Origin of the sequence: Marinobacter halodurans (assembly GCF_004327985.1) — a bacterium.
GTDB classification, from domain to species: Bacteria; Pseudomonadota; Gammaproteobacteria; order Pseudomonadales; family Oleiphilaceae; genus Marinobacter_A; species Marinobacter_A halodurans.
Window position 1 is genome coordinate 23,809 of the sequence record NZ_SJDL01000025.1, and the last position, 23,621, is coordinate 47,429.

Sequence of the window (23,621 nt, forward strand, 5' to 3'; positions counted from 1 at the left end):
CAGGCACCTCAGTTGAAGTCGGGCAGCCAGTGGCCGCCTGGCAGTGAAATACCCAGCCCCAGGGTAAAGAGGTAGTTACTGCCCAGGGCCATCAATACGCCCGCCAGCAACGCCTTGGGCCAGCCCGCCCCGAACAGGCGGGCCAGGGACAGCACCGCGAAGAACGTCGTGACCAGGAAGCCCAGCCGGGTAAACAGCAGCGCGTAGACCAGCAGGACGACCAATACGGCCGCCAGCTTCAGGGCCACACGCTTGTCCGGCCAGGCGCCGTCTTCACCAGGGCGGAAGACCAGCACCAGCGACAGGGCCGCCAGCACGACCGACAGCAGTATCGGGAACGCCTTGGGACCGACGGGCTCGTAGCTGAAGGTGACCTGGAACTGGGTGGCCTTGAAGGCGGCGAACGCCGCCAGACCGATCAAGGCAATCCCCAGGATACGGTCGGCGGCGATTCTCATTGCGACAGCCCTACTTCTTTCGCCAGTTGCTTGAACTGCGCAACCTGCTTCTTCACATAGCCGTCGAAGTCATCGCCGAAGCGGGCCATCGGGAACAGGCCACGGGCCTCGCGCATCTTCGCGAACTGCTCGTTGTCGGCCAGCTTCTCCAGACGATCCTCCCAGGCGTTGTAAGCCTTGTCGCTGACATCCGGCCCCATGTAGTAACCGCGCCAGATCGGCCATTCCACGTCGTACCCCTGCTCCGCGGCGGTGGGAATATCCGCATAGGGGCCACCCACACGCTCCTCGGCCAGTGCAGCCAGCACGCGAACCTTGCCGCTTTCCAGGTGCGGGCGCAGTTCGGACAGGTCACCGGTGAACACCTGGATGTGATCGCCCAGCAGTGCGGCCAGCGATTCACCGCCGCCTTCGAAGGCCACATAACGCAGCTTGCGCGGTGAAATGCCCGCGGCCTTGGCGGTCAATGCGGCTTTCATCCAGTCCTGGCTGCCGACGGTACCGCCGGCGCCGAACACGATCCCGCCGGGGCGTTTCTTCAGGTCTTGCATCAGGTCGTCGAGGGTCTGCCAGGGCGCATCCGCCTTGACCACGATCGCGCCGTAGTCCACGCCCAACGCGCCCAGCCAGCGCACTTCGCTGGCGTCGTACTGGCCGAACTTGCCCAGTGCCAGGTTTACGGCGGCGCCGGTGGAAGCGGCCACGATCAGGTTGGGATCATCGTTGCGCACGCCGTTGACGTGGTTGTACGCCACCGCACCGATGCCACCGGGCATGTAGGTGACCATCATCGGCTTGTCGATCAGGCCGGTTTCCTGCAGACCGTTGGCGGCCAGGCGACAGGTCAGGTCGTAACCACCGCCGGGCTTGGCGGGGGCGATGCACTCGGTGCCGTCGGCTTGGGCGTGAGCGGTGCCGGTCATCAGTGCGGCGCCCATAACGAGCGGAGCAGACCAGCGAAGGAATGCGGAGTTGAATTTCATGTTGGACTCCTGTTGTATTTGTTTTCCGCAGGGGCTTGGGCCGGCCCCTGATCCGTTCATCGTGTCGATGACCCGATTCATTCTAGGGACGCAACCTGTCATCAACCTGTCAGGTTCCTGTCGTCGTCATCCCACCGCTGCGAGATCCAGAGTCCATGCGTCTGCTTATCGTTGAAGATGATCCGTTGATCGCCGACTCCCTGACCCAGGGGCTGGGGCCGCTGGGGAACACAGTGGAAGTCTTCACCGTGCTCAGCGAGGCACGGGCGGCACTGGCGCACAGCCATTTCGATCTGGTGGTGCTTGATCTCGGACTGCCGGACGGCAATGGCCTCACGCTGCTGGCCGAAATCCGCAGGCGGGGCGATGCCACGCCGGTGTTGATCCTCACCGCCCGGGATGGCGTCGCGGAGCGGGTCCAGGGACTCGATCTCGGTGCCGACGATTACCTGGCCAAGCCCTTTTCGCTGCCGGAACTCCAGGCGCGGGTCCGCGCCCTGCTCCGACGCAGCCAGCAGCGCACCGACAATCGCCTGCGATTCGGCCCGCTGTGTTTTGATCCGGCCTCCGGCGAGGTCACACTGCATGACGAGCGGCTGGACCTGCCGCCACGGGAGCTCGGGCTGATGGAGGGACTGCTGCTCCACGCCGGGCGCATTGTGCCCCGGGAGCAACTGATCGATCGGCTGTTCGGCTTCGGTGAGGCCGGTCCCAATGCCCTGGACCTATACATCAGCCGCCTGCGCAAGCGCCTGCAGGGAAGCGGCGTGCGAATACGCACATTGCGGGGCCTGGGGTATCGGCTGGAGGACGACCCGACGTGATCGTTGTCGACGGCACCCTCAAGCGACGGCTGGGTGCCTGGCTGCTGGCCGCCGTGGCGGTGTTGGGGACCTTCCTGCTGGTGGAGGCTTACACCAGCGCCCAGCGGGCGGCGGATCGGGCCTTCGACAGCCAGCTCGAAGCCGCCAGCCTGACCATCGCCGAAGCCATCCAGTGGCAGGACGGCCAGCCGGTGGTGGAGATCCCCGCCGCCGCCTTCCAGATCCTGGCCACCGACCAGCAGGAGCGGGTGTTCTACACCATCCTCGACACCGGCGGGCGCGAAGTCACCGGCAATCTCGACGGCGTGATCACCGACGACCTGCGACAGGCAGCTCAGAGCGCAGCGGTCTGGAAGTTTGCCACCTACCACGGCACGCCGATCCGACTCTACGGGCGGGAGTTGAAATCCGCCGGCTGGGAATCCGTGGAGCCGGTACAGATCTGGGTGGGCCATACCCTGTCCGGCCGGGACGCCCTGGCCCGCGACCTGTTTTTCCGCGCCCTCTCCCGTTTTGTGGCCATGGTCATCCTGACCGGTCTGTTGATGTGGCTGGCCATCCGCACCGCCCTGCGCCCGGTGCGCCGGCTGCGCCAGCTCATCCGCCAGCGGGATGCGGACGATGTCAGCCCCCTGAACGCGCAGGTGCCCGGGGAACTCTATGACATGGCCGAAACCCTCAACGCCCTGTTCGAGCGCCAGCGCGAAGGACGCGGCGCCCTGCTGCGCTTTACCGCCGATGCCAGCCACCAGCTCAAGACCCCGCTCACCGGCCTGCAGAGCACCAGCGAGCTGGCGCTGCAAAGCGACCGGCCGGAGGACTGGCGGCGGGCCCTGCAAATCGTCCACGACAGCTCCGCCCGCACCAGCCGCCTGGCCGGGCAACTGCTGAGCCTGGCCCGTCTGCGCCACGCCGATGAAGGCACGCCCGGCCGCATCGACCTGGCCGCCGTCCTGAGGGACACGGTCATGGAATGGGCGGAGCGGGACGCCGCCCAGCACCACGATCTCGGTCTGGCCCCGCTGCCGGACACGCCGCTGTTCGTGCAGGGTGAACCCTGGTCACTGCGGGAAATGATCGGCAACCTGATCGACAATGCCCTGCGCTACACGCCCGCCGGCAGCGTGATCACGCTGGACCTGGAACGGGCGGCGGATACCGTCACGCTGACCATCGAGGACAATGGCCCCGGTGTCAGCCGCGACCTGCTGGATCGCCTGCACCAGCCCTTCGAACGGGCCGGCCGGCAGGACACCGAAGGCTCCGGCCTGGGCCTGGCCATCGTCGACTCCATCGCCCGCCGCCATCAGGCAACGCTGACCGTCCACAGCGAGCCCGGGCACGGCCTGCGGGTGACGGTGCGTTTTCCCCTGTTACCCGAGGAGGACCCGGCATGATGCGCGCCCTGTTGCTGCTTTTGCTGAGCCTGATGCCTTCCGTCCTGTGGGCCCAGGCCCCCACGCCCCTGCATGTGGAAGCCGCCCTGGACCGGCAGGTCGTGGCGCCGTTGCTGGCAAGATTCCAGCAACTGCATCCGGATATCGACCTCCGGTACCACGACAACTCCACCCTCAACGTGGACAAACAGGCGCGGGACGCCGATCCCGCACCGGATGTGGTGATCAGCTCCGCCATGCCCTGGCAGATGGCCCGGGTCAATGAAGGGCTGGCCCAGCGACTGGACAGTGCCGCAGCCCGCAACTGGCCGGACTGGGCCAAGTGGCGCAACGAAGTCTTCGGATTCACCTTCGAACCCATCGTCACCGTCTACCGGCTGGACCTGGCGCGCCACATGATGCCGCCCACCACCCACGCCGACCTGCATACCCTGCTCAAGACCCACCAGGACCTGCTGCGCGGACGGGTGACCACCTACTCCCCCACAGGCAGCGGCGTGGGCTATACCCTGTTCCAGCAGGACGCCCGGTATTCGCCGCGCTTCTGGGATCTGGTGGCCGCGATGGGGGCAGCGCAGGTCAGCCTGGAGAACACCACCCGGAATATGCTGAAAGGGCTGACCGACGGGACCTACTGGGTGGGTTACAACCTGCTGGGTTCCTACGCCATGCACTGGGCCCGCAGCCACCCGGACATCATCGTGCAGATTCCCCAGGACTACGCACTGGTGATGATGCGCATGGCCTTCATCCACCGTGACGCGCCCCACCCCGCCGCCGCCCGGGCCTTTATGGATTTCCTGCTGAGCGAAGCCGGCCAGAAGACGCTCGCCGGCAGCACTCCGCTGTTCAGCGTGCTACCGGATGTCGTCGGCCCCTACACCGCGCAGCGACTGCGGGACCAGGTGGGCGAACGGCTCTACCCGATCCCGATCAACGCGTCGCTGCTGGCCTTCGTCGACCCAATGCGCCGGGATGCCTTCATGAAACGATGGAACCGGGAGATCCGGATTCTCAACCCCTGAGTTACAGGATCGGAGCCGCCGGCGCCGTGGCATTCATCAGCAGCGCCATCCCCAGGACTGCAATCACCAGGCCGCCGCACAGCGCCAGGCCCTGCCCGAGCAACGCCTGCCACTGCGAGGGCGTGCGCCTGGCCAGGCGGCCGGCCTGACGCCGTGCCAGTACCGTAAAGGCCGCCAGGGCCGACGTGGTCAGCGCGGTGCCCAGGGACATGGCGAGTACCGCGGCGACACCAATCCACCAGTGACCCAGCATGACGGCGACGCCCAGGATCATGATTGCACCGCTGCAGGGGCGCATGCCGATGGAGAACACCACGCCGAGACTTTCCCGCCAGTCGTGGCCGACCTGTCCCGGATGTACATGGTGGTCCTGGCCACAATGGCAGTTCGGGCCATGATGATGCCCGCCGGACTCGACCGGGTGACGTTCGAGCAGCGCACCGCTGGAGGCCTGCGGTGCCACGGGCGTCAATGGCTGGATCGGCATGGGAGTCGTTAAGGCTACCGGGGGCTTCAACAGGCGACGCAGGCGCATCAGGGCCCGCAGGCTGAGCCAGCCACCCAGCAAGGCAACCAGTGCATAGCTGACCCGCTCCATGATCACCGTTTCCGCCATGGCGTGACGCGTCAGCATACCCAGCCCGATGACCAGTACACCGACCAGGGCAATCGCCACGATGCCCTGCAGGAACGCCGCGGCCACCGTCAGGCGAATGCCCCGTATCAGCTCCGCCCGATGGACCAGCAGGTAGGTCGAAATCACCGCCTTGCCGTGACCGGGCCCCACGGCGTGAAACACGCCATAGCCCAGACTCAACCCCACCAGCGTCAGCAGGGTACCGGGATCGGTGTGTTGCGAGAACGCCATCATATTCAGCGACAATCCCCGCTGCAGGGTGCGCTGCCATTCCAGCATCTGCCCCAGCAGCCACAGGCCCGCCGACTCCCCACCGGGCGTCAGGGCCACCACCACCAGGACAAGCAAGGGGATGAACGCAATCAGAAGACTTATCGGGCGGGACATTGCAGCTTTCCGGTATCGGCGAACATTTTCCCCATGCCGTCCGGCGCCTGGCCGGTGACATCAATGGCGGCCGCCTTGGCCACCAGCCTGGGATCGGGTTTGAAGTGGACGATGCTGGCCATGCAGCCGGGCGGGGCGTGACTCAGTGTCAGGGGCTCATCGATTTCATTGTCGTACAGGAATTCGATGAAATAGGTGGGATCATAGACCTTCCAGATCAGGTCGTTACCCTCTGGCGCCTGCGGCGTCGCCAGGGGCAGAACGAACATGAACTCAACCCGCTGCCCACTCAGCATCGTGGTGTACTCGGTGACCTTGCCAAAGTCGAGCTCCTTTCCTCCCCGGTACACGTGGGTCAGGTAGTGTTCCCTGGCGATGTTCCTGACGATGTCGCCGCCCAGGGCATCGAGTTGCTGCTGTTGGCTGCCGCCGTCCTTATTGAGGTCTTCCGTCAACGTCAGGCTGTACATCGGGTCCATCTTCCAGCGCTGCTGCAAGGCCGTGACCTGGCTCTGGTCGTTGAACAGCACGCGCACCGTGTAATCCACCCAACCATGCGGATGGGCCTGGGCCGTCGACGCGGCCAGCCACAGGATCAATGACGGCAAAGACAGGATGCCGGGATAGCGCTGGCACCGCCTGCCAATGCGCGATGGGAGTATCGACATAGATGCATGACCGGATTGGATGACTGAACCGCGAGGCGGGCTCATAAGCGACGGGACCACTCCAGCGGACGGCCTCCCGTACGGCGGATGAATTATGCAACATTATAACATTCCCAATCCAGACGCCAGACGCTTCAAATCAACACGGGTCAGCCGGGCAATGGGCACCGCCCCGAAGGATTGGCATGCCTTCGCGATGCGCACTAACCTTTAAGTAGCGTTCAACCAACAAGGGGGGACGGACCGATGAACTCAGCGATGAATGGACACTTCAAGAGCCCGGACCAGGCCAAGAATGTCTGGGATGACCTGATCGCTACGGGCATCCCGCGGGACAATATCTACATCGACGAAGACCAGCAGGTGATCAAGGTGATGATTCCCGAGGAGGAACGCCGGGAAATCCAGGAAATCTTCGATCGCCACAGACTGTCCTGATCTCCCGTCGGAACCGGTGGCCGGGGGCCCGTGCCACCGGACCCAGTGGGGTTGGTTACCCCTGTCCCTTCTCGATCAGGCGGGTCAGGTCCCCTTTCAGGGCCACATCCGGATCGCTCTGGAGCACCATGAAAGCCGGCTTGCCCTGGCTGTCGAAGGCCAACACGGCGGAGGAATGGGTTACGGTGTAATTGCCGTCCTTGTCCGGCTCATCATAGCTGTAGGCAATGCGGTAGCGGTTGGTGATCTCGTCCAGTTCGGCCTTGTCACCGGTCATGCCGATAAACTCGGGACCAAAGGCCGACGTATAGGTCGCCATGGCTTCCGGCGTGTCCCGGGCCGGATCGACGGACACGAAAAGCACCTGCAGCTTGTCGCGGAGGTCCTTGTCCAGCGCATTGGTCACCTTTGCCAATCGCGCCAGCGTCGTCGGGCAAACGTCCGGGCAATGGGTGTAGCCGAAGAACAGGAGCGTGGCCTTGCCGTCCTTTTCGTAATCCTCTTCGGTGACCGTCCTGCCGTCCTCGTTGACCAGCTTGAAGTCCAGCGGCGGCATGATCGTGGAGATATCCGTTGTCCGCCAGTTCTCCCCCGAACAGCCCGCCAGGAAGATCGTGATTAACAGCGGAAGAACAACACGCGTGAGCATAACGATTCCGATAGATCCGATGAATGGAGACAGGGCTTACATGGCCGCCGGCGAGACGACCTTGAAGTTCACGGGCACGTCCTTTCGGTCGGCAAACTTCAGGATCACCGTCACCTTGTCGCCGTACTGCAGGAGCGCGGAGCGCTTCATGAACATCAGGTGATAGCCGGACGGCGCAAACTCGAAGTCCTCACCCGGAGCAATATCAACCTCGGGAACGGCGTGCATTTCCGCCATGCCATCCTTTTCCATGCTCAGGTGCATCATGACTTTCCTGTAGGCTCCGGTATGGGCACCGATCAGCTTGATCGCCTCGTCGGTGCCGTTGTGCAGCCTGAAGTAACCGGCAGCCGGTACGTCTCCTGGCAGCAATCTCAGGCGCGCATCGGAGACATCGACTTTCCCTTCGGCAAAAGCAAGGCCCGCTGAAAGCACGAAGGCGGAGAGACCCATTACCACAGAACTGACAAGATTGCGCACGGAAGACTCCTCGAGTCGACAATAATGATGGAAGGACATGCCGGAAGCGGCCTGAACCGGACACTAGCGCCCCGGGCGCCCAAAGCAAAGACCGTGCGACATTTTGTCCGGGTCGCATGCGGGGACAGGAGACCACGGAAAGCTCCCGCGAGGAACGGGACGAACGGTCAGATCGTGTCGCAGAGGGTTGCGAGTCCGCAGTTGGACTCGAATTTCCGGGACTGCACGTCCAGAACGACTTTCTTGTTGATCGCGTCGTAGTAGAACGATGAGTAGCCCTTGTCGCCGTCGGCCACGCGATAGATGCCGCACACGCCAAACCCGTTCTGGACCCGCTCCAGATTGGCCAACTCCACCGCCCCCCTGGCGTGAACCGCCTTGGCGACCGTGTTTTGGATGGCCTTGTTTTCCTGCTTTTCGGAATAGGCCTGGTAGCCAAAGATCACGGCACCCAGCCCCCCGAAGACCACCAGCGGGAGCAGAAAGACAAGAAAAAATGCGCACTTTGATTTCATGGCCGACAGTCTATTGCGCGCCCGCGTGAGGGGCAATAAGGGTGAGTCATTATGACGCGACCAGCATGACCTGGGGCACCCGATTGGCAGTCAACGCATCACGATCGACAGGGTCGCGGTTAAAACCCGGGCCGCCAAGCCGGCCAGAAGCGCACCTACGAACCACAGCGGCGACTCCGCCAAACCGCTCACTTCGCCCACGTCATACGGATACATTTACAATGAAACGATCGTTACATTAAATTTGATTCCATGACGACAGAAAAATGGTTGACACTAATCTACAAAATCCCGCCGGAGCCCTCCTCCAAGCGGGTCGCCCTGTGGCGCAAGCTGAAGGGCCTGGGTGCGATCTACCTTCAGAACGGCGTCTGCCTGCTGCCCCGGACGGACCGTCTGATCCGGCAGGCCAAGCTGATCGAGAACGACATCATCGGTATGCAGGGCGAGATCGTGGTGCTGGATTCCGTCGGCCTGGACCAGGCACAGGAAGAACGGGTGCTGGCCCGCTTCAACGACGAACGCAACGACCAGTACCGGGAATTTATCGGCCAGTGCGAAGCCTATGAGGCGGAAATCGCCAAGGAGTTCGCGAAAAACAAATTCACCTACGCCGAACTCGAGGAAGAAGAGGCCGAACTCCAGAAACTCCAGCGCTGGCTGGACAAGATACGCGCCCTCGATTTCTACACCGCGCCGCTTGCAGAGGAAGCCGGTGCCTGGCTCTCTCGCTGCGAAGCGCTCCTCGACGGCTACGCCCACCGTGTTTTTGCAGAACAGAACCCCGACAGCTGATGGCCCACTCTCCCTTTCCGGATCCACCGCCCGACTCATCCCGCCGTATCCCGCGAAGCATCTGGGCACTGGGCCTGGTCAGCCTGTTCATGGACGTCTCGTCGGAGATGATTCACGCCCTGTTGCCGGTTTACCTGGTGACGGTGCTGGGAGCCTCGGCGCTCACGGTTGGCATTCTTGAAGGCATCGCGGAAGCGACCGCCTCGGTCACCAAGGTCTTCTCCGGAGCGCTGAGCGACTGGCTGGGCCGTCGCAAGCTTCTTGCGATCGTCGGCTATGGCCTGGCGGCCCTGGTCAAGCCGTTGTTCCCACTGGCGACCTCCGTGAGCTGGGTGTTCGCGGCCCGCTTCATCGACCGGATCGGCAAGGGCATCCGGGGCGCCCCCCGGGATGCCCTGATTGCCGATCTGGCCCCGGCGGACATGCGCGGCGCCAGCTATGGGCTGCGACAATCCCTGGATACGGTCGGTGCCTTCCTCGGGCCCTTGCTGGCCATCGGCCTGATGTGGCTCACCGCCGACCATTTCAGGGCCGTCTTCTGGATAGCGGTCATTCCGGCCGTTGTCTCCGTTCTGGTGCTGCTGGTGATGGTGAAGGAACCCCGCCACGACACCCGTCACCGGGAGCCCCGCATGCCGTTGCGGCGGCGTGAGTTGCGCAAGCTGGGATCGAACTACTGGTGGATCGTGGTCATCGCCACGGTGTTCACGCTGGCGCGCTTCAGCGAGGCGTTCCTGGTCCTGAGGGCGCAGGATGCGGGCCTGGCGGTCATGTTTATTCCGCTGGTCCTGGTCATCATGAGTTTCACTTTCTCCCTGTCTGCCTACCCGGTGGGCATTCTCGCGGATCGTACCGATCGGCCGACGTTGCTGGCCATCGGCCTCATACTGCTGGTCGTGGCCGACCTGGTGCTGGCTCACGCTACAACCGTTGTGGGCGTGGGCATCGGGGTCGCTCTCTGGGGGCTCCATATGGGGTTCACCCAGGGCCTGCTGGCGACGCTCGTCTCCGACACCGCACCGCCGGAATTGCGCGGAACGGCGTTCGGGCTGTTCAACCTGGTCATCGGGCTCGCCCTGCTCGCTGCCAGCACGGTTGCCGGTGCACTGTGGGACATCACCGGGCCACAGAACACCTTCCTTGCAGGCGCCCTTTTCGCAACGATTGCACTCGCCTTTGTGGTGGGCCAGCGCCGAAGGCTGCGTGAGCGCCACTACTAGCCCCCCGTTCCCGAAACGACTCCCTGCTCCCCCTTGCGAAAGAGGATGATCAATCGATGTATGGCCTGGACGATCTGGCAACCCGCACACTGAACCACCTCAGCGGCCACAGTCCAATAATGGATGGGTTCATGATCCTGCTGTCCGAGGTGGGCATACCGCTGATGGTAGCGCTAGTGGTGGCCCAGTGGTGGGTCAGGACATCCCGTGAACACACCCGCCACGTCCTGGTATCGAGCGGACTGACTTTTCTGCTGGGTCTGGCGCTGAACCAGGTCATTCTCCTGTTCGTGCATCGCATGCGGCCCTACGATGCCGGGCTGACACACCTGCTGGTCGCCCCCAATCCGGACTATTCGTTCCCGTCGGATCACGCCACCGCCAGCTTTGCCATCGCCGCCGCCTTCCTGGTACACCGTTTCTATCGGCGCGGTCTCGCGTTCCTGATCGTGGCGTTCCTGATCGCCTTTTCGCGGGTTTACATCGGTATCCATTACCTGACGGACGTCATCGGCGGGGCCACCACCGGCCTACTGGCGGCATACCTGGTTCGCAAGTTCTATCGGGAAGGCAATTGGCTGGATCAGCGGCTGACGCGTATCGGGTAATCGGCGGGCGCCTTGTCACGACGCCGACACATCCTATCGCTATGCAGCCAGCGCCACGACTGAACCAGTTTGTCCGGCAGTTGCCTGGAATGCGACATCGGCATGCCGTCACTGATCAGTTCATTCCCGGGACGGCATCACGGCGACCCATGGCAGTGGCTGCAGGTGACTCAATGCGGGTGAAGCCGTTAGCCAAACAATTGATACAAAAAGTCACATTTATTTTACATTATTTGTCCTTTGGTACGGGTACCTTACAAAACAATGCCGAGCGGGAGGCTAGGATTGACGAGCCGCCACCGTGCCCCCCAGACAACAATCAATCCAGGGACACAGGATGACCCACTCTAACCCCTTGCCTGAAGTCGACTCCGATCCGTTCCGGTTGAATCGCCGCCAGTTCATGAATCACACGCTGGCATTCCTGTCGATGGCGCTGACCGGCTGCGTTGACATCGAAGACTCTGATTCACAGGCGTCTGCTTCAGGCGCATCGGCCCTCGCCTCATCGACGCCGGAGTGCAGACTCGCTGATACCGCATCAGACGAGATTGCCCCCCGCACCCGGTTTGCCCATCCCGGCCTGCTCAATACCAGCGCCGATTTCGAGCGTATGCGTACCAAGGTCGCAAACGCGGTGGAACCCTGGATAAGCGGCTGGAAGGCGTTGACGTCGAGCTATGCCTACTCACTGGATGAACCACTACGTCCCACGGTGGAAATTGAGCGACCCGGCAACTACGGGAATATGATCATCGACATGCAGCAGGCCTATGCCCTGGCGCTGGTCTGGCAGGTATCCGGGGACACCCGCTACGCCGATCGAGCGGTCGAGTACCTTGACGCATGGTCTTCTACGGTAACCTCGGTGACCGGCAGCCAGGACCGCTTCCTCGCATCCGGACTCGCCGGGTACCAGTGGGCCTGTACCGGCGAAATCATGCGGACATACGAAGGCTGGACGACCGAAGGCCTGGCCCGCTTCCAAAGCATGTTGAGTGACTACTTCCTGCCACTGTGCCGCCAGTTCCTGACCGAGCATAATGGCCTTGAGTGGACCAAAATCACCAACTACTGGGCCAACTGGGATCTCTGCAACATGTGCGGGATGCTAGCCATTGGCGTTTTCTGCGACGATCCCGATACCTATAACGAAGCCATCCAATACTTCAAGCATGGACGGGGCAACGGAGCGATCGGCCACGCCGTCCAACACGTTCATCCAGGCCATCTCGGTCAGTGGCAGGAAAGCTCTCGCGACCAGGGACACTCCACACTGGGGATCGCGCTCATCGGTAGTTTCTGCGAAATGGCCTGGAACCAGGGGGATGATCTCTACGGCTACCGTAATAACCGCGTGTTGGCAGGGGCGGAATATGTGGCGGCCAGTAACCATGTGCTTCCCTCCGGCGATTTTGTCGAGTTGCCATTTACCAGGTTCCGCAACATTCACGGCTTGCAGACCGGTATCTCCAACAAAGCTCGCCCCCATAGCCGGGCGTTCTGGGAAATCATCTATAACCACTACGTTAACCGTCGCGGGCTGTCGGCCCCCTGGGTATCCCGCATGGTGGAAAAGTTTCGCCCTGAGGGGATCGCTCGCGGTTACGGCGATCAGCCCGCGTTTGGAACCCTGACCTTCGCCCAGGAAGCGACGCCTGTCACGACGCCATCAAGTGGCGTCACTGTCCGGATCGTCGATGGTGCCGCACGGCTCGACTGGTGGGGCTGCGCCAATGCCCAGCACTACGAGGTCCAGCGTTCCCTGTCAGCTTGCGAAGGCTACCGGACCATCGCCACGATAGGCGCAGACAAGACTCGCACCTATACCGACAACCCGGGCGATGGCACCTGGTACTACCGGATCAATGCCCAAACGCCCCAGGGTATGCTGGTGAGTAATGAACCCGTCATGGTGAGTATGCCAGGTGAACTCATTTTCCACCTTCGACTGGATGAAGGGAGCGGCACACACGCTTCGGACGCCACCGGACGCACAGAAGGGGGCATCCTCCAGGGCGATGCAAGCTGGAGTGCCGGCCATAATGGGCTGCCATGCGTGGAGCTTTCGGGAGCCAGTGGCAGCTGTGTTGAATTGCCGCCGAACCTGCTGAAAGATGTTGCTGACTGTACCATCGCCGTGTGGGCTTGGGTTCCGGAAAATCCGCCCCGTGACTGCTGGATTTTTTCCTTCGGCCACAATGATGTCAGCTATTTTGGTTGCCGGGCCCGTTTCCAATACAACCCCTGGTCGGACCGTATGCGTTGCGAAATCACGAAGAACAGCAGCGGCAACCACAACGCGGTCGATCTCATCCATTCCCTGAATTTTCACCCACAGAACTGGCTGGGTAATCCCGACGGCAGCTTCGACCCCGATGCCGCCAAAATCCGACAGTGGGTGCACATTGCAATGACCCTCAAGGGTCAGACGGGGGTGCTCTACATCGATGGCGAGCCGATGAATTCCGGCGAAACGTTCTTAATGGCCCCATTCCAGTTGGACGACACACCGCAGAACTGGCTGGGACGAGCCACCAACACCTGGAATCCCATGTTTGCGGGGCGCTTGCAGGATTTTCGAATCTATAACCGGGCACTGAGCATCACCGAGATTCAAGCGCTGGCATCCAGTTGAACCAGGTTCGGCTGCTCGTGCAGCCGGCCTCGACTCCGGCTTTTCACACCGGGAACTCGCGGGACGGAGTGGCGTCCCGCCCCGCGATTCAAACGCCGTTCATGGCCGGAAACACGGATACCGGCGCCGGGCCTTTGGGCTCACTTATTCCGGACCGGGTCGATCCAATGCCAACGGCGCCCTTTCCAGCCCATCAACCCCGGGCCGGGACACATGCCCCACCCGATATCTACGCCGACCGGCAGCCGGCTCCGGCCCCTCATCCTCCCACAGTCGAAACCGAACGACGGACCAGGCGGTCGGATCGTAGGCGGCCACAGCGGCGAGCGCGCCTGCCCGCGACAGATCCCTCCCGGCTCTCTCGATTTCCGCCGACCGCAGCGCGGACAAATCACTGAACGGCTCGACCGCAAGCGTCTCCCGCGTTGCCGTCACTGCATTGGCCACATCCCCGGACCCCAGGGCCTGCCAGACCGACCATGTCTGCACTGACGGCCACCCGAATGACCGGGTGAGTCCGACAAAGCCGGCCGAAGCGAGGAAGGCGTTCATGCCATCACTATTGCGCCACACGTAGAACGGCGCGTAGAGATTCTCGAAACCAGCGGTGACGCGGTCTGCCCGGTCAGCGTAAAGGTAGGCCTTGAACACCAGATTGGGGAACGTATCCAGCAGATGGCCCTTGCTGGCAATGCGATGGCGGATGAGGCCCATGTCGTAATCCGCCGGCAGCGTGAAGCTGTATTGCATGGCGATCATGACGCAGCCTCCTGTGCGGCGTCCATCATCGACATACGCCCCCACCGAACGACCAGTCCTCGCTCCCGGTGGTGCTGATCACCACCATCACATCCTCAGGATTGATTCCCGGCGCATCGGCGAGCAACGCGGTCAACCGACGGTAGAGTGCCTGCCTGGTCGCCCGACTCCGCGGCTTGCCGGCCGTGACATGAATCAGCACGAAATCGTTGGAGCGCGGACCACCGAGATAGTCCCGGTTATAGATCAACTCACCGGGCTCAAGCTGGTGGATAATCTGGAAGCGGTCATCCCGCGGCACCACGAAAGCCTCCACCAGGGCCCGATGGACATTGTCGGCCAGGATCGCGAGGTCGTCCGGAGACCGTCCCCGAAGCAGGGATATACGAACGAACGGCATAGGACCTACTCCCCTTTCCCGGATTGCAGGTTGCGCAGAGCGCCCACGGCGGAGGCCGCCACCGGCCAGCCGCCGTAGAACGCCAGGTGGGTCACCAGTTCAGCCAGCTCACTGTGGCTGACACCGTTCTCCAGCGCCCGCGCCAGGTGAAACGACAACTGCTCCGAACGGTTGAGCACGATCAGAGCGGACACCGTGGCGATGCTGCGTTCACGCTTGCCGAGAGCATCGCGATACCAGATATCCGCGAACAGCAGATCGTCGGTGATCTCCGCCAGCTTGGGGGCCACGTCGCCGAAGGCTTGTCGGGCAATACCGGGTGAGTTGCTCATAACCAGTCTCCGTGTATGAATGCTTGACCTCACCCAAGTTAGCGGCGCACATTAATACAGTAAACTTGAAAGTTATGGACGGATTGTCCAATTTTTCGGGATGGTTTCCATGCGCCGCGTGACCTTCGATCTGGATGTGCTGAGAACCTACGTGCTGGGCGTCGAGCTGGGCAGCTTCGCCCGTGCCGCCGACCGGCTTGGTCGCTCCACCTCGGCGGTCAGTGCCCAATTGAAGAAATTGGAGGATCAGGCGGGCACGCCGTTACTGCACAAAGCCGGCCGGGGCCTGGCGATGACCGACGCCGGCGAGACCCTGCTCGGTTACGCCCGTCGGATGCTGGAACTGAACGACGAAGCCGCCACGGCTATCCGCGGTGCCGACCTGGAAGGCTGGGTGCGACTGGGTCTGCAGGAGGACTTTGGCGAGGGGTTGCTGCAGGAAGTCCTGGGACAGTTTGCCCGTGCCCACCCAAAGGTTCGGGTCGAAGTGCGCATCGCCCGCAACCCGGAGTTGCTGGAACGGGTCACATCGGGGCGACTGGATCTGGCGCTGGCCTGGGCAGGCAACCAGGGAACCCCGCACGCCGAGCGCCTGGGCGAAGTGCCCATGTGCTGGATCGGTGCCGAGCACCGGGATCCGCCCTTGCCCACTGGCGAGCCTTTGCCACTGATCGCCCTGGAAGCCCCATGCCTCTTGCGTACAGCCGCCACCAACGCCCTGGATGGCGCCGGTATCCCCTGGCGGGTGGCGATCACCAGCCCGAGCCTGGCGGGTATCTGGGCCGGTGTCTCGGCTGGTCTCGGCGTCACCGTTCGCACGCCCATCGGCCTGCCGCCCGGTTTGCGGGTACTGGATGCCGATTCATCGAGTCTGCCGCCGCTGCCCTCACTGGCCCTGATGCTGCATCGATCCGACGAAGCACTGTCCAGCGTAGCAGCAAGGCTGGCAGAAATACTTCGGGGGCAAGTGGGTGCCCTGATTGATGCCGGCAGCCTACCACATGGGCAGAATAGAATGCATAAGGGTACAACCGTCCGCGAGCCGGCATGATCCTCATCCCGTGACATGCCAGATTGATCGGGATTGAAGCGGCATGGCGGCGTACCCACTCCATTTCGCGATCTATTGTATGAATACGGTCAGTGCAACCCATCGACGGGCGCGGGTAACAGGTCGGTCACGGATGAAAGCGTGACGGAGCGCAGCAGTCGGCATGGCTGGTCAGGCGGACCTTCACTGCACGTACCCGGCAGCCCACGATTCATAATGAACTCGTTGCCTGCGAATTTAAGAGTGATAACGGCGGATCAATCATGGTGGATGTTTTAATTGCCGAGGCGGCACAAGCACTTGCGCGGGGTGATTCCCTTGAGGCACTGAAGCGCGTCGCGCTGCGCCATGATCCGCCCGCGCTGGCATTGCGCGGCATAGCCATGGCGCGAATTGGCGACCTGAAAAGGGCCGAAGAGCTCCTGCAGGATGCGGCACGAGCCTTCGGCCCGGAGGAGGTTGTCGCCCGTGCGAGGTGCGTGGTCGCGGGAGCGGAGATCGCTCTGGTCTCGCGCGATCTGAACCGGGCCGAAAAGGCACTCGATGCGGCACGGATAACCCTCGATACCTGCGGTGATCACATCAATGCCGCCTATGCCCGACACCTGGAAATACGGCTCCTGGTGCTGACAGGACAGATCGACGAAGCCGAGCGCCTGCTGGAGGACATTGATCCTGCTCCCCTGCCACCATTGTTGCAGGCCGCCTACCAACTGGTCGCAGCGGGAGTCGCGACACGGGGGTTGAAGACATCAACGGCGCGCGCAGCCATAGCCAGGGCAAAGTCCATCGCCCATGACAACAACCTTCCTGTACTGTTGGCGGAGATCGAGCAGGCGTCAGCCATCCTCGATAAGCCCGCAGCGCTGCTCATCGCCGGAGGGGAAAGGCGGCAACTGGTCCTGGAGGAAATCGAAGCGCTGTTGGCGTCGGGTGTACTGGTTATCGACGCCTGCCGATATACCCTGTACTGCGGGGAAACGGTTGTTCCCCTGGCAACGCGCCCGGTGCTCTTTACCCTCGCCCGTGCCCTGGCCGAGGTTTGGCCGCATGATGTGTCCCGGGAAAAACTCCTGCTGAAGGCGTTTCGGGCCAGGGCCAGGGACATCGACGAGTCGCATCGGGCCCGGCTGCGCGTCGAAATCGGACGCCTCCGCAGGTTGCTTGGCCCCCTGGCCACCATAGGGGCAACGAAGCGCGGCTTTGCGCTGAAACCTCTTCGCGCGGAAAACGTCGTCGTGCTGGCCCCTCCCGTGGACGATGAACATGGCGCCGTGCTTGCCCTGCTTGCCGACGGCGAACTCTGGTCCAGCTCAGCCCTTGCGCTGGCTCTCGGTGTCAGCGCACGAACGGTCCAGAGGGCTCTCGAACAACTGGCGGCCCGGGACAAGGTGCAGGCGTTCGGGCGCGGACGCGCCCGCCGCTGGACAACACCGCCACCTCCCGGTTTCACGACAACCTTGTTACTCCCAGGTCCGCTGCCAGGTCGCTAAATTAATGTGAACAGCCCCAACACACGAGCGAGGATAGAACCATGGAAAAACGGACGGCTGAAATTCTTCACGAGTTTGGCCCCTACCCCGAGGTCGAGTGCGTTCACGGAGTAACCTATGACGGCAGCCATGTCTGGCTGGCCGCAGGAAAGGCGATGCATGCCATCGCACCTTCAAGCGGGGAAGTCACCCGCACCGTCGATGTGTCCGCAGACGCCGGCACTGCCTTCGACGGCCGTTACCTCTACCAGATTGCCGAAGGGCGTATCCATAAGATTGATCCGGCCTCGGGGCATGTCGTCGAGACCATTCCGGCTCCGGGCGAAGGCGATGATTCGGGGCTCGCCTGGTCCGAGGGAAGCCTGTGGGTCGGCCAGCACCACAGCCGTAAGATCCATCAGGTCGATCCTGAGACAGGAGCAATACTGCAAACCCTCGAATCCGACCGAATGGTTACCGGGGTCACCTGGGTTGATGGCGAGTTCTGGCATGGAACCTGGGAGAACGATAAAAGCGATGTGCGACAGATCGATCCACGGACGGGCCAGGTTCTGATGCAGATCGAAATGCCCGAGGGCTCGGGTGTGTCAGGGCTTGAGTCCAACGGCAGCGATCAGTTCTATTGCGGAGGAGGACGCAGCGGTACCATTCGCGTCATCCGTCGGCCGCGGCTTGCCCCTGACAGTCGCTGAAACAACATGAAAGCCGGAACGAATGCCGGCTCCGGGCCAGGCGGCCGAAACGGCCTTTCCGGTTTCCTGTAATCTGCTATAAGCCATGAAGCCGCCCGTTTACCGGGCGGCTTCATGGCCGTTCTTCACGGAACCTGACGGTTCACTCGGCCGTAGCGGCCTGTTGCGCTGAAGCCGGCAGGAGGACGTCCCTGAAGGATAGGTAGTATGCGCCGTTGATCACCAGCCCGAACAACCACGAGGCGAGACCCATCACGACACCAAAAACAATCAGTGAAGTGCTGAGCGCACCGCCGATCATCGGGACAATCATCACCAGGAAATAGATGGCGGCCATGTTCATTCCGAAGATGCACAGCACAAACAGATTCTTGAAGCTGGCCCGAAAGCTGTTGCTCATGGCCGAGATAACGCCTTCATCCGCTATGATGATGAGCGGCATCGCATAGCAAAAGAGCGCCATCACCACGGCCGTCCCCAGAAGTACGAAGCCAAGGACCAGACTGCTGCCGCCCATCAGCGCACCCATCGTATAGCCATAGCTCTCCCGTGGGCTGAAGAGTCCCGACATGGCGTCGCCGGCTCCGAAGAGACGAACCAGGAGGTAGGTCACCAGGCCAAAGGCCAGCGCCACCAGGATCATGGCGACGAGCAGCAGAATCATGCTCAGCACACTTCTTCCCCGAAAGCCCCTGAACACGTCCTGGATACGCGGCTGCTTTTCAGCAGCACCGTGAAAGACCGCCGCCATACCGGCTTGCAGCACAATGGCCACAAACACGCCGACCAGCACCAGCACGAACAACCCGAAACCGGGCCGTTGCGCTCCCAGTGATGCGATACCAACCTGAATCAGGACGGATGCCACCGTCACGATCAGGTACGCGAGCAGGATCGTCTTCCAGTGACGGCGAATCAACCTGAAAGAATCGACGACCCAGCTCAGCGGCGGGCCCGCCTTGATCTTGCGTACTTCAACGGAAGTCGACGTATCGGAAAAAGCCTCTGACTGCGTATTCATCCTTGAAATTCCTTGGGTTTCTGGACAGTGGTCATAAACAGCGCGGAAACAGGCCACGCCGTTGGATCAGGCACGCAACCCTAACAGAAAGTTAACCTTCGGGAATACGCCATCGCCGCCTATCCGTGTAGGAAATGGCTTACCAGAGAAACACACAACCTCATGGTGGAACGGTTTCCAGACTTGCAGGAACCGGGACCCGTTAGATCTGATGCGGGCGCGGGCAAAGCACTCATGTGCTGGATCAGCCCCTCCCCCGCCAGTGCCCCCCTTGGAGGTGGGCACGATGATGTAGCCGGTTCCATACCCCGAGCCAAGGCCCTAACATTAGCTTATTCTTAAGAAGGCAACCTGCGCCGGATTGAGGACCGTCATGAAATCCATCGCCAGCATCAGCCTCGGATCGTCCGAAGACGACTACACCCTCGAGACCCACTTTCTCGGCGAGCCTGTCAAAGTGATGCGCCTCGGAGCCAACGGGGATCTGGAGAATGCCGGGCGGTTGCTGGAAAGCGTTCGGTTCCAGGTGGATGCCATCGGCCTCAGTTTTCCGGACACCGCCAGCGGCACGCTTCCCGCCAGCAAAGCAGCCAAGGTCGCCTACCTGAAACAACGGGCGCCGGATGCCTGCATTGGCACCGGAGAAGGCCTGCGGGGCCTGTTGCAGGAATGGGCGGTTCGTCACGTACAGACCACGCTGGGGCACTTCTTCGATAACGCCCGGGTGCTCATCCTGGATGGCCGCAGTCATTACCCCATCGCCCGGGCGCTTAAAGAACACACCGACAACCTGGCCTTCGCCAACCCGTCCCTGGATTTTGGGATTCCCCGCCTGCTGACATCGCTCGACCAGATGGACACCTATTCCACAATGGCCGACAAGCTTCTCGAACGCCCCGCTACCCGGTGGCTGCGCCGCACGATCTCGCACAATCCGATCTGGAAACTCGGTAAACCGCTGTCTGACGGTGCCATACGTCATGCGGTGGCGGAATCCCACATCATCGTTGTCAGCCCGGATCAACTCCCTTTGCTGGGAAAAACGGATCTGGACGGCAAAACCCTCATGACATCCCGGGTCACCGGGGACACGCTGGCCTGGATGAAAGCGCACAAGGTCGCCATGGTGGTGGACGACAGCCCCTGGCTGGCTGGCCACCCGGTCGGTGTGAACGTCCTGGAGGCACTGATCTGCGCGACACACTCCCGCACCCCGGAACAGCTGAGCGCCGACGACTTTCTCCAGGCCATCCACGCCACGGGCATCGAACCACGGATCCTGTACCCGGACGGCTATCGACGGGTGAACCGGTTCGCCTTCGTGATCCACCCGCTGTCCCAGCAATACCTCACCAGGGCGCATCCGCTGGACTGGATCTCGGAAGTCTCCCCCAAGCCAATCATGAATCTGGTGGAGAAGGCCGTGGCTTATACCCCACCCTTCGTCTATTCCAAAGTGTCCGGCATTCACTCGCCCACCGGGGACGAAGCCGAGGGCTGGCTGATCACCGTGGGCGGTACACCGCATGAAATCATGGCCCACCGACCGGAGTTCACCTACGAACGCCTGCTGGCCGCCGCCAGGCTGGCGAAAAAACTCGGGGCACAAATCATGGGGCTGGGCGCGTTCACCAAGGTAGTGGGCGATGCCGGCGTCACCGTGGCCCGACAGGCCCCCTTACCCATCACCACCGGCAACAGCTATAGCGCCTCCGGCGCCCTTTGGGCCGCGCACGAAGCGGCCCGCCGCATCGGCCGGGTGCGTGTCGGCGAGAGCGGCAAGCTCGCCGGCAATGCCATGGTGGTCGGGGCCACCGGGGCCATCGGCTCGGTATGCGCCCGGTTACTGGCGAAAGCCGTGGAGACCATCTATCTCGCCTCGCCGGAGCCGGCCAAGCTGCTGGCCCTCAAGGAAAGCATCGAACAGGAAACCCCGGGCGCCCGGGTACATGTGGCCGCGACAGCGGACAAGGACGTGGCGGACATGGACATGATCGTCACTGCCACTTCCGGCGCCGGCAAGCGTATTCTCGACATCATGAAGGTGAAGCCGGGTTGCGTGATCACGGATGTGGCGCGTCCGCTGGACATCTCTGCCGAAGACGTGGCCAGGCGACCGGATGTCCTCGTCATCGAATCCGGCGAGATCGAACTGCCCGGCAACGTCCAGATGAAAGACATTGGCCTGCCTCCCGGCATCGTCTACGCCTGCCTCGCCGAAACCATCGTGCTCGCGCTGGAAGGCCGCTTCGAGAATTACACACTGGGGCGGCACATCGAGTGGGGGAAGGTGCAGGAAATCTACAAGCTGGGGCTGAAACACGGCATGAAGCTGGCGGCGATTTCCGGCGTGAACGGTGCGTTTACGGATGAGGACTTTGAACGCGTGCGACAGCTTTCCGTCCCGGAACAGTTGCTGGATGATCCAGCAACACAGTCGCACGACGTATCTGCCGAGGTCCCCTGCAATCGAAAGCCTTGAGCGCTACTGCGGCCGTCATTCGACTTTCTACGCAATGGCAGACTTAATCCACTCGATAAACCGGATGGCCGCCAAACCTTTATTATCGGCCCCTTCGTTTAAATAAAACCCAAGTCTTGAATCGACAGGTAAGAAACGGGACTCGACCAGGAGACCATCGCGCACCAAATGATCGCACAACGTTTTCGAAGCGAACACCAGTCCCCTACCGGCAATCGCCTGTTGAACCCCAAAAAGCTCCTGGTCGAATTCGGATTCCTTAATGAGCTCGTCGCTCAGGGCGTTCGTTTCCCTGAATGCTTCTATCGGCACCCTGGGTAAACCGGGGTTCTTCCACTTACTGACAAATACCGCCAATCCTTTTGAAACGTCAACGTTCGACTCAATATAAGCCGGTGAACCGTATAAGTTATATTGCTCCCGAGTGAGAACCAGGTCCGGATCTATATTGGTGATATCGCCAAACCGGATACTGAGTTCATTGATTCTTTCCCGGGATCGGATCTCTGCCACTTCTCCGGAAACAATTTCCAATTCCGTTGAGCGAACGTTTTCATGAAACACTTCCAAACGGGGAAGAAGCCACAATGAAGCAAAGGACGACGTGGTCCTGATCGTCAGGACACTCCGATCCTGTCTGATCCTTGCAACAACCTCGCTCAATTCACGCATGGCCCTGCTTGCCACGCCATACAGTTCCTGCCCATCCGGCGTGAGGGTGACGCCGGAAACCTCACGATGAAAAAGATCCACCCCCAACCACTCTTCAAGCTTGCGGATCTGGTGGGAAACTGCCGTCGGGCCGACATTCAGTTCCTCCGCAGCGACCTTGAAACTCTGCCGTCTTGCCGAGGCCTCAAAAAACCGAACGGCGTTCAAGGAAGGTAGCTTCATAAGCGATGATTTTTTCTCACCTTGAGTTTCAGGATTCTGGTTTGTTCGGTGCGCGCAAGCGACTTGATAATAAAAAAGAAATCAAGGCAACGCCAGGAGATGACTTAATGAATATATTGAGAATTGATGCCAGCGCTCGCGCAGCGGATCAGGCGAATGAATCATACCGTTCCATTTCACGGTTAATGGCTGATCATTTCTTTGGAAAACTGGATGCAAAAGGAATTGAGTACACACTTATCCATAGAGACGTTGGAAAACATCCCCCTTCCATGCTCAGCGAGTTCTGGATCGAGTCATGCTTTACAAAAGAAGATAAACGTGGCTATTCCCATAAACAGGCACTTCTGGAATCCGATCTTCTTATCGACGAAGTGGACAAAGCCAATCTCATCGTACTCTCGACCCCAATGTATAACTACGGTATGCCGGCAACACTCAAGGCCTGGTTCGACCAGGTCATTCGAGTAAACAAGACCTTTGATTTCGACCCTGCTCGCGGTGAGTCACCACTCAGCCCCCTGCTGGGCGGAAAGTCCCTGATCATTCTCTGGTCCTGCGGCGAATACGGATTCAGGGAAGGTGAGAATAAAGCCCATATGAACCATCTCACACCCCATATACGGACCGCATCAAAGTATCTGGGAGTTGAGGAAATCTTCGAGATCCAGGTGGAAGGTCAGGAGTTTGGTGACGAGAGGCACCGGCAGTCCAGGTCTGAAGCCATCGAGAAAATTGAGAGCCTGATTCCGCTCCTTTTCTGACCCGACATATC

At 61.5% G+C, this 23,621-nt stretch carries 25 protein-coding genes; 13 read left to right on the forward strand and 12 right to left on the reverse strand.

The window, feature by feature from the left end:
* Positions 1-8 precede the first annotated feature (8 nt).
* Together EZI54_RS15125 and EZI54_RS15130 are read right to left on the reverse strand one after the other, a co-directional pair.
* The gene (locus EZI54_RS15125; protein WP_131482723.1) at positions 9-458 is read right to left on the reverse strand and encodes a tripartite tricarboxylate transporter TctB family protein; all 450 of its coding nucleotides are present in this window, start codon (positions 456-458) and stop codon (positions 9-11) included.
* Entirely contained in the window at positions 455-1,441 is a 987-nt protein-coding gene (locus EZI54_RS15130; RefSeq protein WP_131482724.1) for a Bug family tripartite tricarboxylate transporter substrate binding protein, read from the reverse strand. The genes EZI54_RS15125 and EZI54_RS15130 overlap by 4 nt, the downstream gene beginning before the upstream one ends.
* A 155-nt stretch (positions 1,442-1,596) precedes the next feature.
* Here EZI54_RS15130 and EZI54_RS15135 point away from each other — a divergent pair, with 155 nt between their 5' ends.
* The 3 genes from EZI54_RS15135 to EZI54_RS15145 are packed head-to-tail and all read left to right on the forward strand — an operon-like array spanning position 1,597 to position 4,687.
* Entirely contained in the window at positions 1,597-2,265 is a 669-nt protein-coding gene (locus EZI54_RS15135; RefSeq protein WP_131482725.1) for a response regulator, read from the forward strand.
* Entirely contained in the window at positions 2,262-3,662 is a 1,401-nt protein-coding gene (locus tag EZI54_RS15140) for a sensor histidine kinase (protein ID WP_131482726.1), read from the forward strand. The genes EZI54_RS15135 and EZI54_RS15140 overlap by 4 nt, the downstream gene beginning before the upstream one ends.
* A complete protein-coding gene (locus EZI54_RS15145; protein WP_242674484.1) occupies positions 3,659-4,687 on the forward strand; it encodes an ABC transporter substrate-binding protein in 1,029 nt (342 codons plus the stop codon). The genes EZI54_RS15140 and EZI54_RS15145 overlap by 4 nt, the downstream gene beginning before the upstream one ends.
* Before the next feature lies 1 nt (position 4,688).
* Here the strand turns inward: EZI54_RS15145 and EZI54_RS15150 are convergent, their stop codons facing one another.
* Positions 4,689-5,711 (reverse strand): nickel/cobalt transporter, encoded by a 1,023-nt coding sequence (locus tag EZI54_RS15150; protein ID WP_131482727.1) that lies wholly within the window; start codon positions 5,709-5,711, stop codon positions 4,689-4,691.
* The gene (locus EZI54_RS15155) at positions 5,696-6,379 is read right to left on the reverse strand and encodes a DUF1007 family protein (RefSeq protein ID WP_131482728.1); all 684 of its coding nucleotides are present in this window, start codon (positions 6,377-6,379) and stop codon (positions 5,696-5,698) included. The genes EZI54_RS15150 and EZI54_RS15155 overlap by 16 nt, the downstream gene beginning before the upstream one ends.
* A gap of 246 nt (positions 6,380-6,625) precedes the next feature.
* Here EZI54_RS15155 and EZI54_RS15160 point away from each other — a divergent pair, with 246 nt between their 5' ends.
* The gene (locus EZI54_RS15160) at positions 6,626-6,817 is read left to right on the forward strand and encodes a hypothetical protein (protein ID WP_131482729.1); all 192 of its coding nucleotides are present in this window, start codon (positions 6,626-6,628) and stop codon (positions 6,815-6,817) included.
* 55 nt (positions 6,818-6,872) lie between these two features.
* On the opposite strand, the gene EZI54_RS15165 is transcribed toward EZI54_RS15160, so the two are convergent.
* The 3 genes from EZI54_RS15165 to EZI54_RS15175 form a co-directional block, all read right to left on the reverse strand.
* Complete coding sequence (locus EZI54_RS15165; RefSeq protein WP_131482730.1) at positions 6,873-7,466, reverse strand: SCO family protein; 594 nt, start codon at positions 7,464-7,466, stop codon at positions 6,873-6,875.
* 36 nt (positions 7,467-7,502) lie between these two features.
* Positions 7,503-7,946: a copper chaperone PCu(A)C gene (locus tag EZI54_RS15170; protein WP_242674485.1), complete on the reverse strand. Its 444-nt coding sequence runs from the start codon at positions 7,944-7,946 to the stop codon at positions 7,503-7,505.
* A 167-nt stretch (positions 7,947-8,113) separates the two neighbouring features.
* Positions 8,114-8,461: a hypothetical protein gene (locus EZI54_RS15175; RefSeq protein WP_131482732.1), complete on the reverse strand. Its 348-nt coding sequence runs from the start codon at positions 8,459-8,461 to the stop codon at positions 8,114-8,116.
* A 270-nt stretch (positions 8,462-8,731) separates the two neighbouring features.
* Between EZI54_RS15175 and EZI54_RS15180 the strand changes: the two genes are divergently transcribed.
* The 4 genes from EZI54_RS15180 (at position 8,732) to EZI54_RS15195 (ending at position 13,722) form a co-directional block, all read left to right on the forward strand.
* On the forward strand, positions 8,732-9,256 hold the full coding sequence (locus EZI54_RS15180; protein WP_242674486.1) for a Chromate resistance protein ChrB: 525 nt from the start codon (positions 8,732-8,734) through the stop codon (positions 9,254-9,256).
* Positions 9,256-10,476 (forward strand): MFS transporter, encoded by a 1,221-nt coding sequence (locus EZI54_RS15185; RefSeq protein WP_131482734.1) that lies wholly within the window; start codon positions 9,256-9,258, stop codon positions 10,474-10,476. Before EZI54_RS15180 ends, EZI54_RS15185 begins: the two co-directional genes overlap by 1 nt.
* 56 nt (positions 10,477-10,532) lie before the next feature.
* The gene (locus tag EZI54_RS15190) at positions 10,533-11,084 is read left to right on the forward strand and encodes a phosphatase PAP2 family protein (RefSeq protein WP_131482735.1); all 552 of its coding nucleotides are present in this window, start codon (positions 10,533-10,535) and stop codon (positions 11,082-11,084) included.
* A gap of 355 nt (positions 11,085-11,439) precedes the next feature.
* Positions 11,440-13,722: a LamG-like jellyroll fold domain-containing protein gene (locus EZI54_RS15195; protein WP_165495768.1), complete on the forward strand. Its 2,283-nt coding sequence runs from the start codon at positions 11,440-11,442 to the stop codon at positions 13,720-13,722.
* A gap of 144 nt (positions 13,723-13,866) precedes the next feature.
* On the opposite strand, the gene EZI54_RS15200 is transcribed toward EZI54_RS15195, so the two are convergent.
* The 3 genes from EZI54_RS15200 to EZI54_RS15210 are packed head-to-tail and all read right to left on the reverse strand — an operon-like array spanning position 13,867 to position 15,213.
* Positions 13,867-14,481: a DUF4865 family protein gene (locus EZI54_RS15200; protein ID WP_131482737.1), complete on the reverse strand. Its 615-nt coding sequence runs from the start codon at positions 14,479-14,481 to the stop codon at positions 13,867-13,869.
* Between the two features lie 25 nt (positions 14,482-14,506).
* Entirely contained in the window at positions 14,507-14,881 is a 375-nt protein-coding gene (locus EZI54_RS15205) for a tautomerase family protein (protein ID WP_131482738.1), read from the reverse strand.
* 5 nt (positions 14,882-14,886) lie between these two features.
* On the reverse strand, positions 14,887-15,213 hold the full coding sequence (locus EZI54_RS15210) for a carboxymuconolactone decarboxylase family protein (protein WP_131482739.1): 327 nt from the start codon (positions 15,211-15,213) through the stop codon (positions 14,887-14,889).
* Positions 15,214-15,322: 109 nt separating this feature from the next.
* Between EZI54_RS15210 and EZI54_RS15215 the strand changes: the two genes are divergently transcribed.
* From EZI54_RS15215 to EZI54_RS15225, 3 genes are all read left to right on the forward strand, one after another.
* Entirely contained in the window at positions 15,323-16,264 is a 942-nt protein-coding gene (locus EZI54_RS15215) for a LysR substrate-binding domain-containing protein (RefSeq protein WP_131482740.1), read from the forward strand.
* A 266-nt stretch (positions 16,265-16,530) separates the two neighbouring features.
* Entirely contained in the window at positions 16,531-17,757 is a 1,227-nt protein-coding gene (locus EZI54_RS15220; protein ID WP_131482778.1) for a helix-turn-helix domain-containing protein, read from the forward strand.
* A 41-nt stretch (positions 17,758-17,798) separates the two neighbouring features.
* Complete coding sequence (locus EZI54_RS15225; RefSeq protein WP_131482741.1) at positions 17,799-18,449, forward strand: Vgb family protein; 651 nt, start codon at positions 17,799-17,801, stop codon at positions 18,447-18,449.
* 142 nt (positions 18,450-18,591) lie between these two features.
* On the opposite strand, the gene EZI54_RS15230 is transcribed toward EZI54_RS15225, so the two are convergent.
* Positions 18,592-19,470, reverse strand: coding sequence for a hypothetical protein (locus tag EZI54_RS15230; RefSeq protein ID WP_131482742.1), 879 nt, complete (start codon positions 19,468-19,470; stop codon positions 18,592-18,594).
* 373 nt (positions 19,471-19,843) lie between these two features.
* On the opposite strand from EZI54_RS15230, the gene EZI54_RS15235 reads away from it, so the two are divergent.
* A complete protein-coding gene (locus EZI54_RS15235) occupies positions 19,844-21,952 on the forward strand; it encodes a dehydrogenase (RefSeq protein WP_131482743.1) in 2,109 nt (702 codons plus the stop codon).
* A gap of 27 nt (positions 21,953-21,979) precedes the next feature.
* Here the strand turns inward: EZI54_RS15235 and EZI54_RS15240 are convergent, their stop codons facing one another.
* Entirely contained in the window at positions 21,980-22,846 is an 867-nt protein-coding gene (locus EZI54_RS15240) for a LysR family transcriptional regulator (protein ID WP_131482744.1), read from the reverse strand.
* A 5-nt stretch (positions 22,847-22,851) separates the two neighbouring features.
* On the opposite strand from EZI54_RS15240, the gene EZI54_RS15245 reads away from it, so the two are divergent.
* Positions 22,852-23,610 carry an FMN-dependent NADH-azoreductase gene (locus tag EZI54_RS15245; protein ID WP_242674487.1) on the forward strand — a complete coding sequence of 253 codons (759 nt, stop codon included), beginning with the start codon at positions 22,852-22,854 and terminating at the stop codon, positions 23,608-23,610.
* The last annotated feature ends 11 nt before the right edge of the window (positions 23,611-23,621 follow it).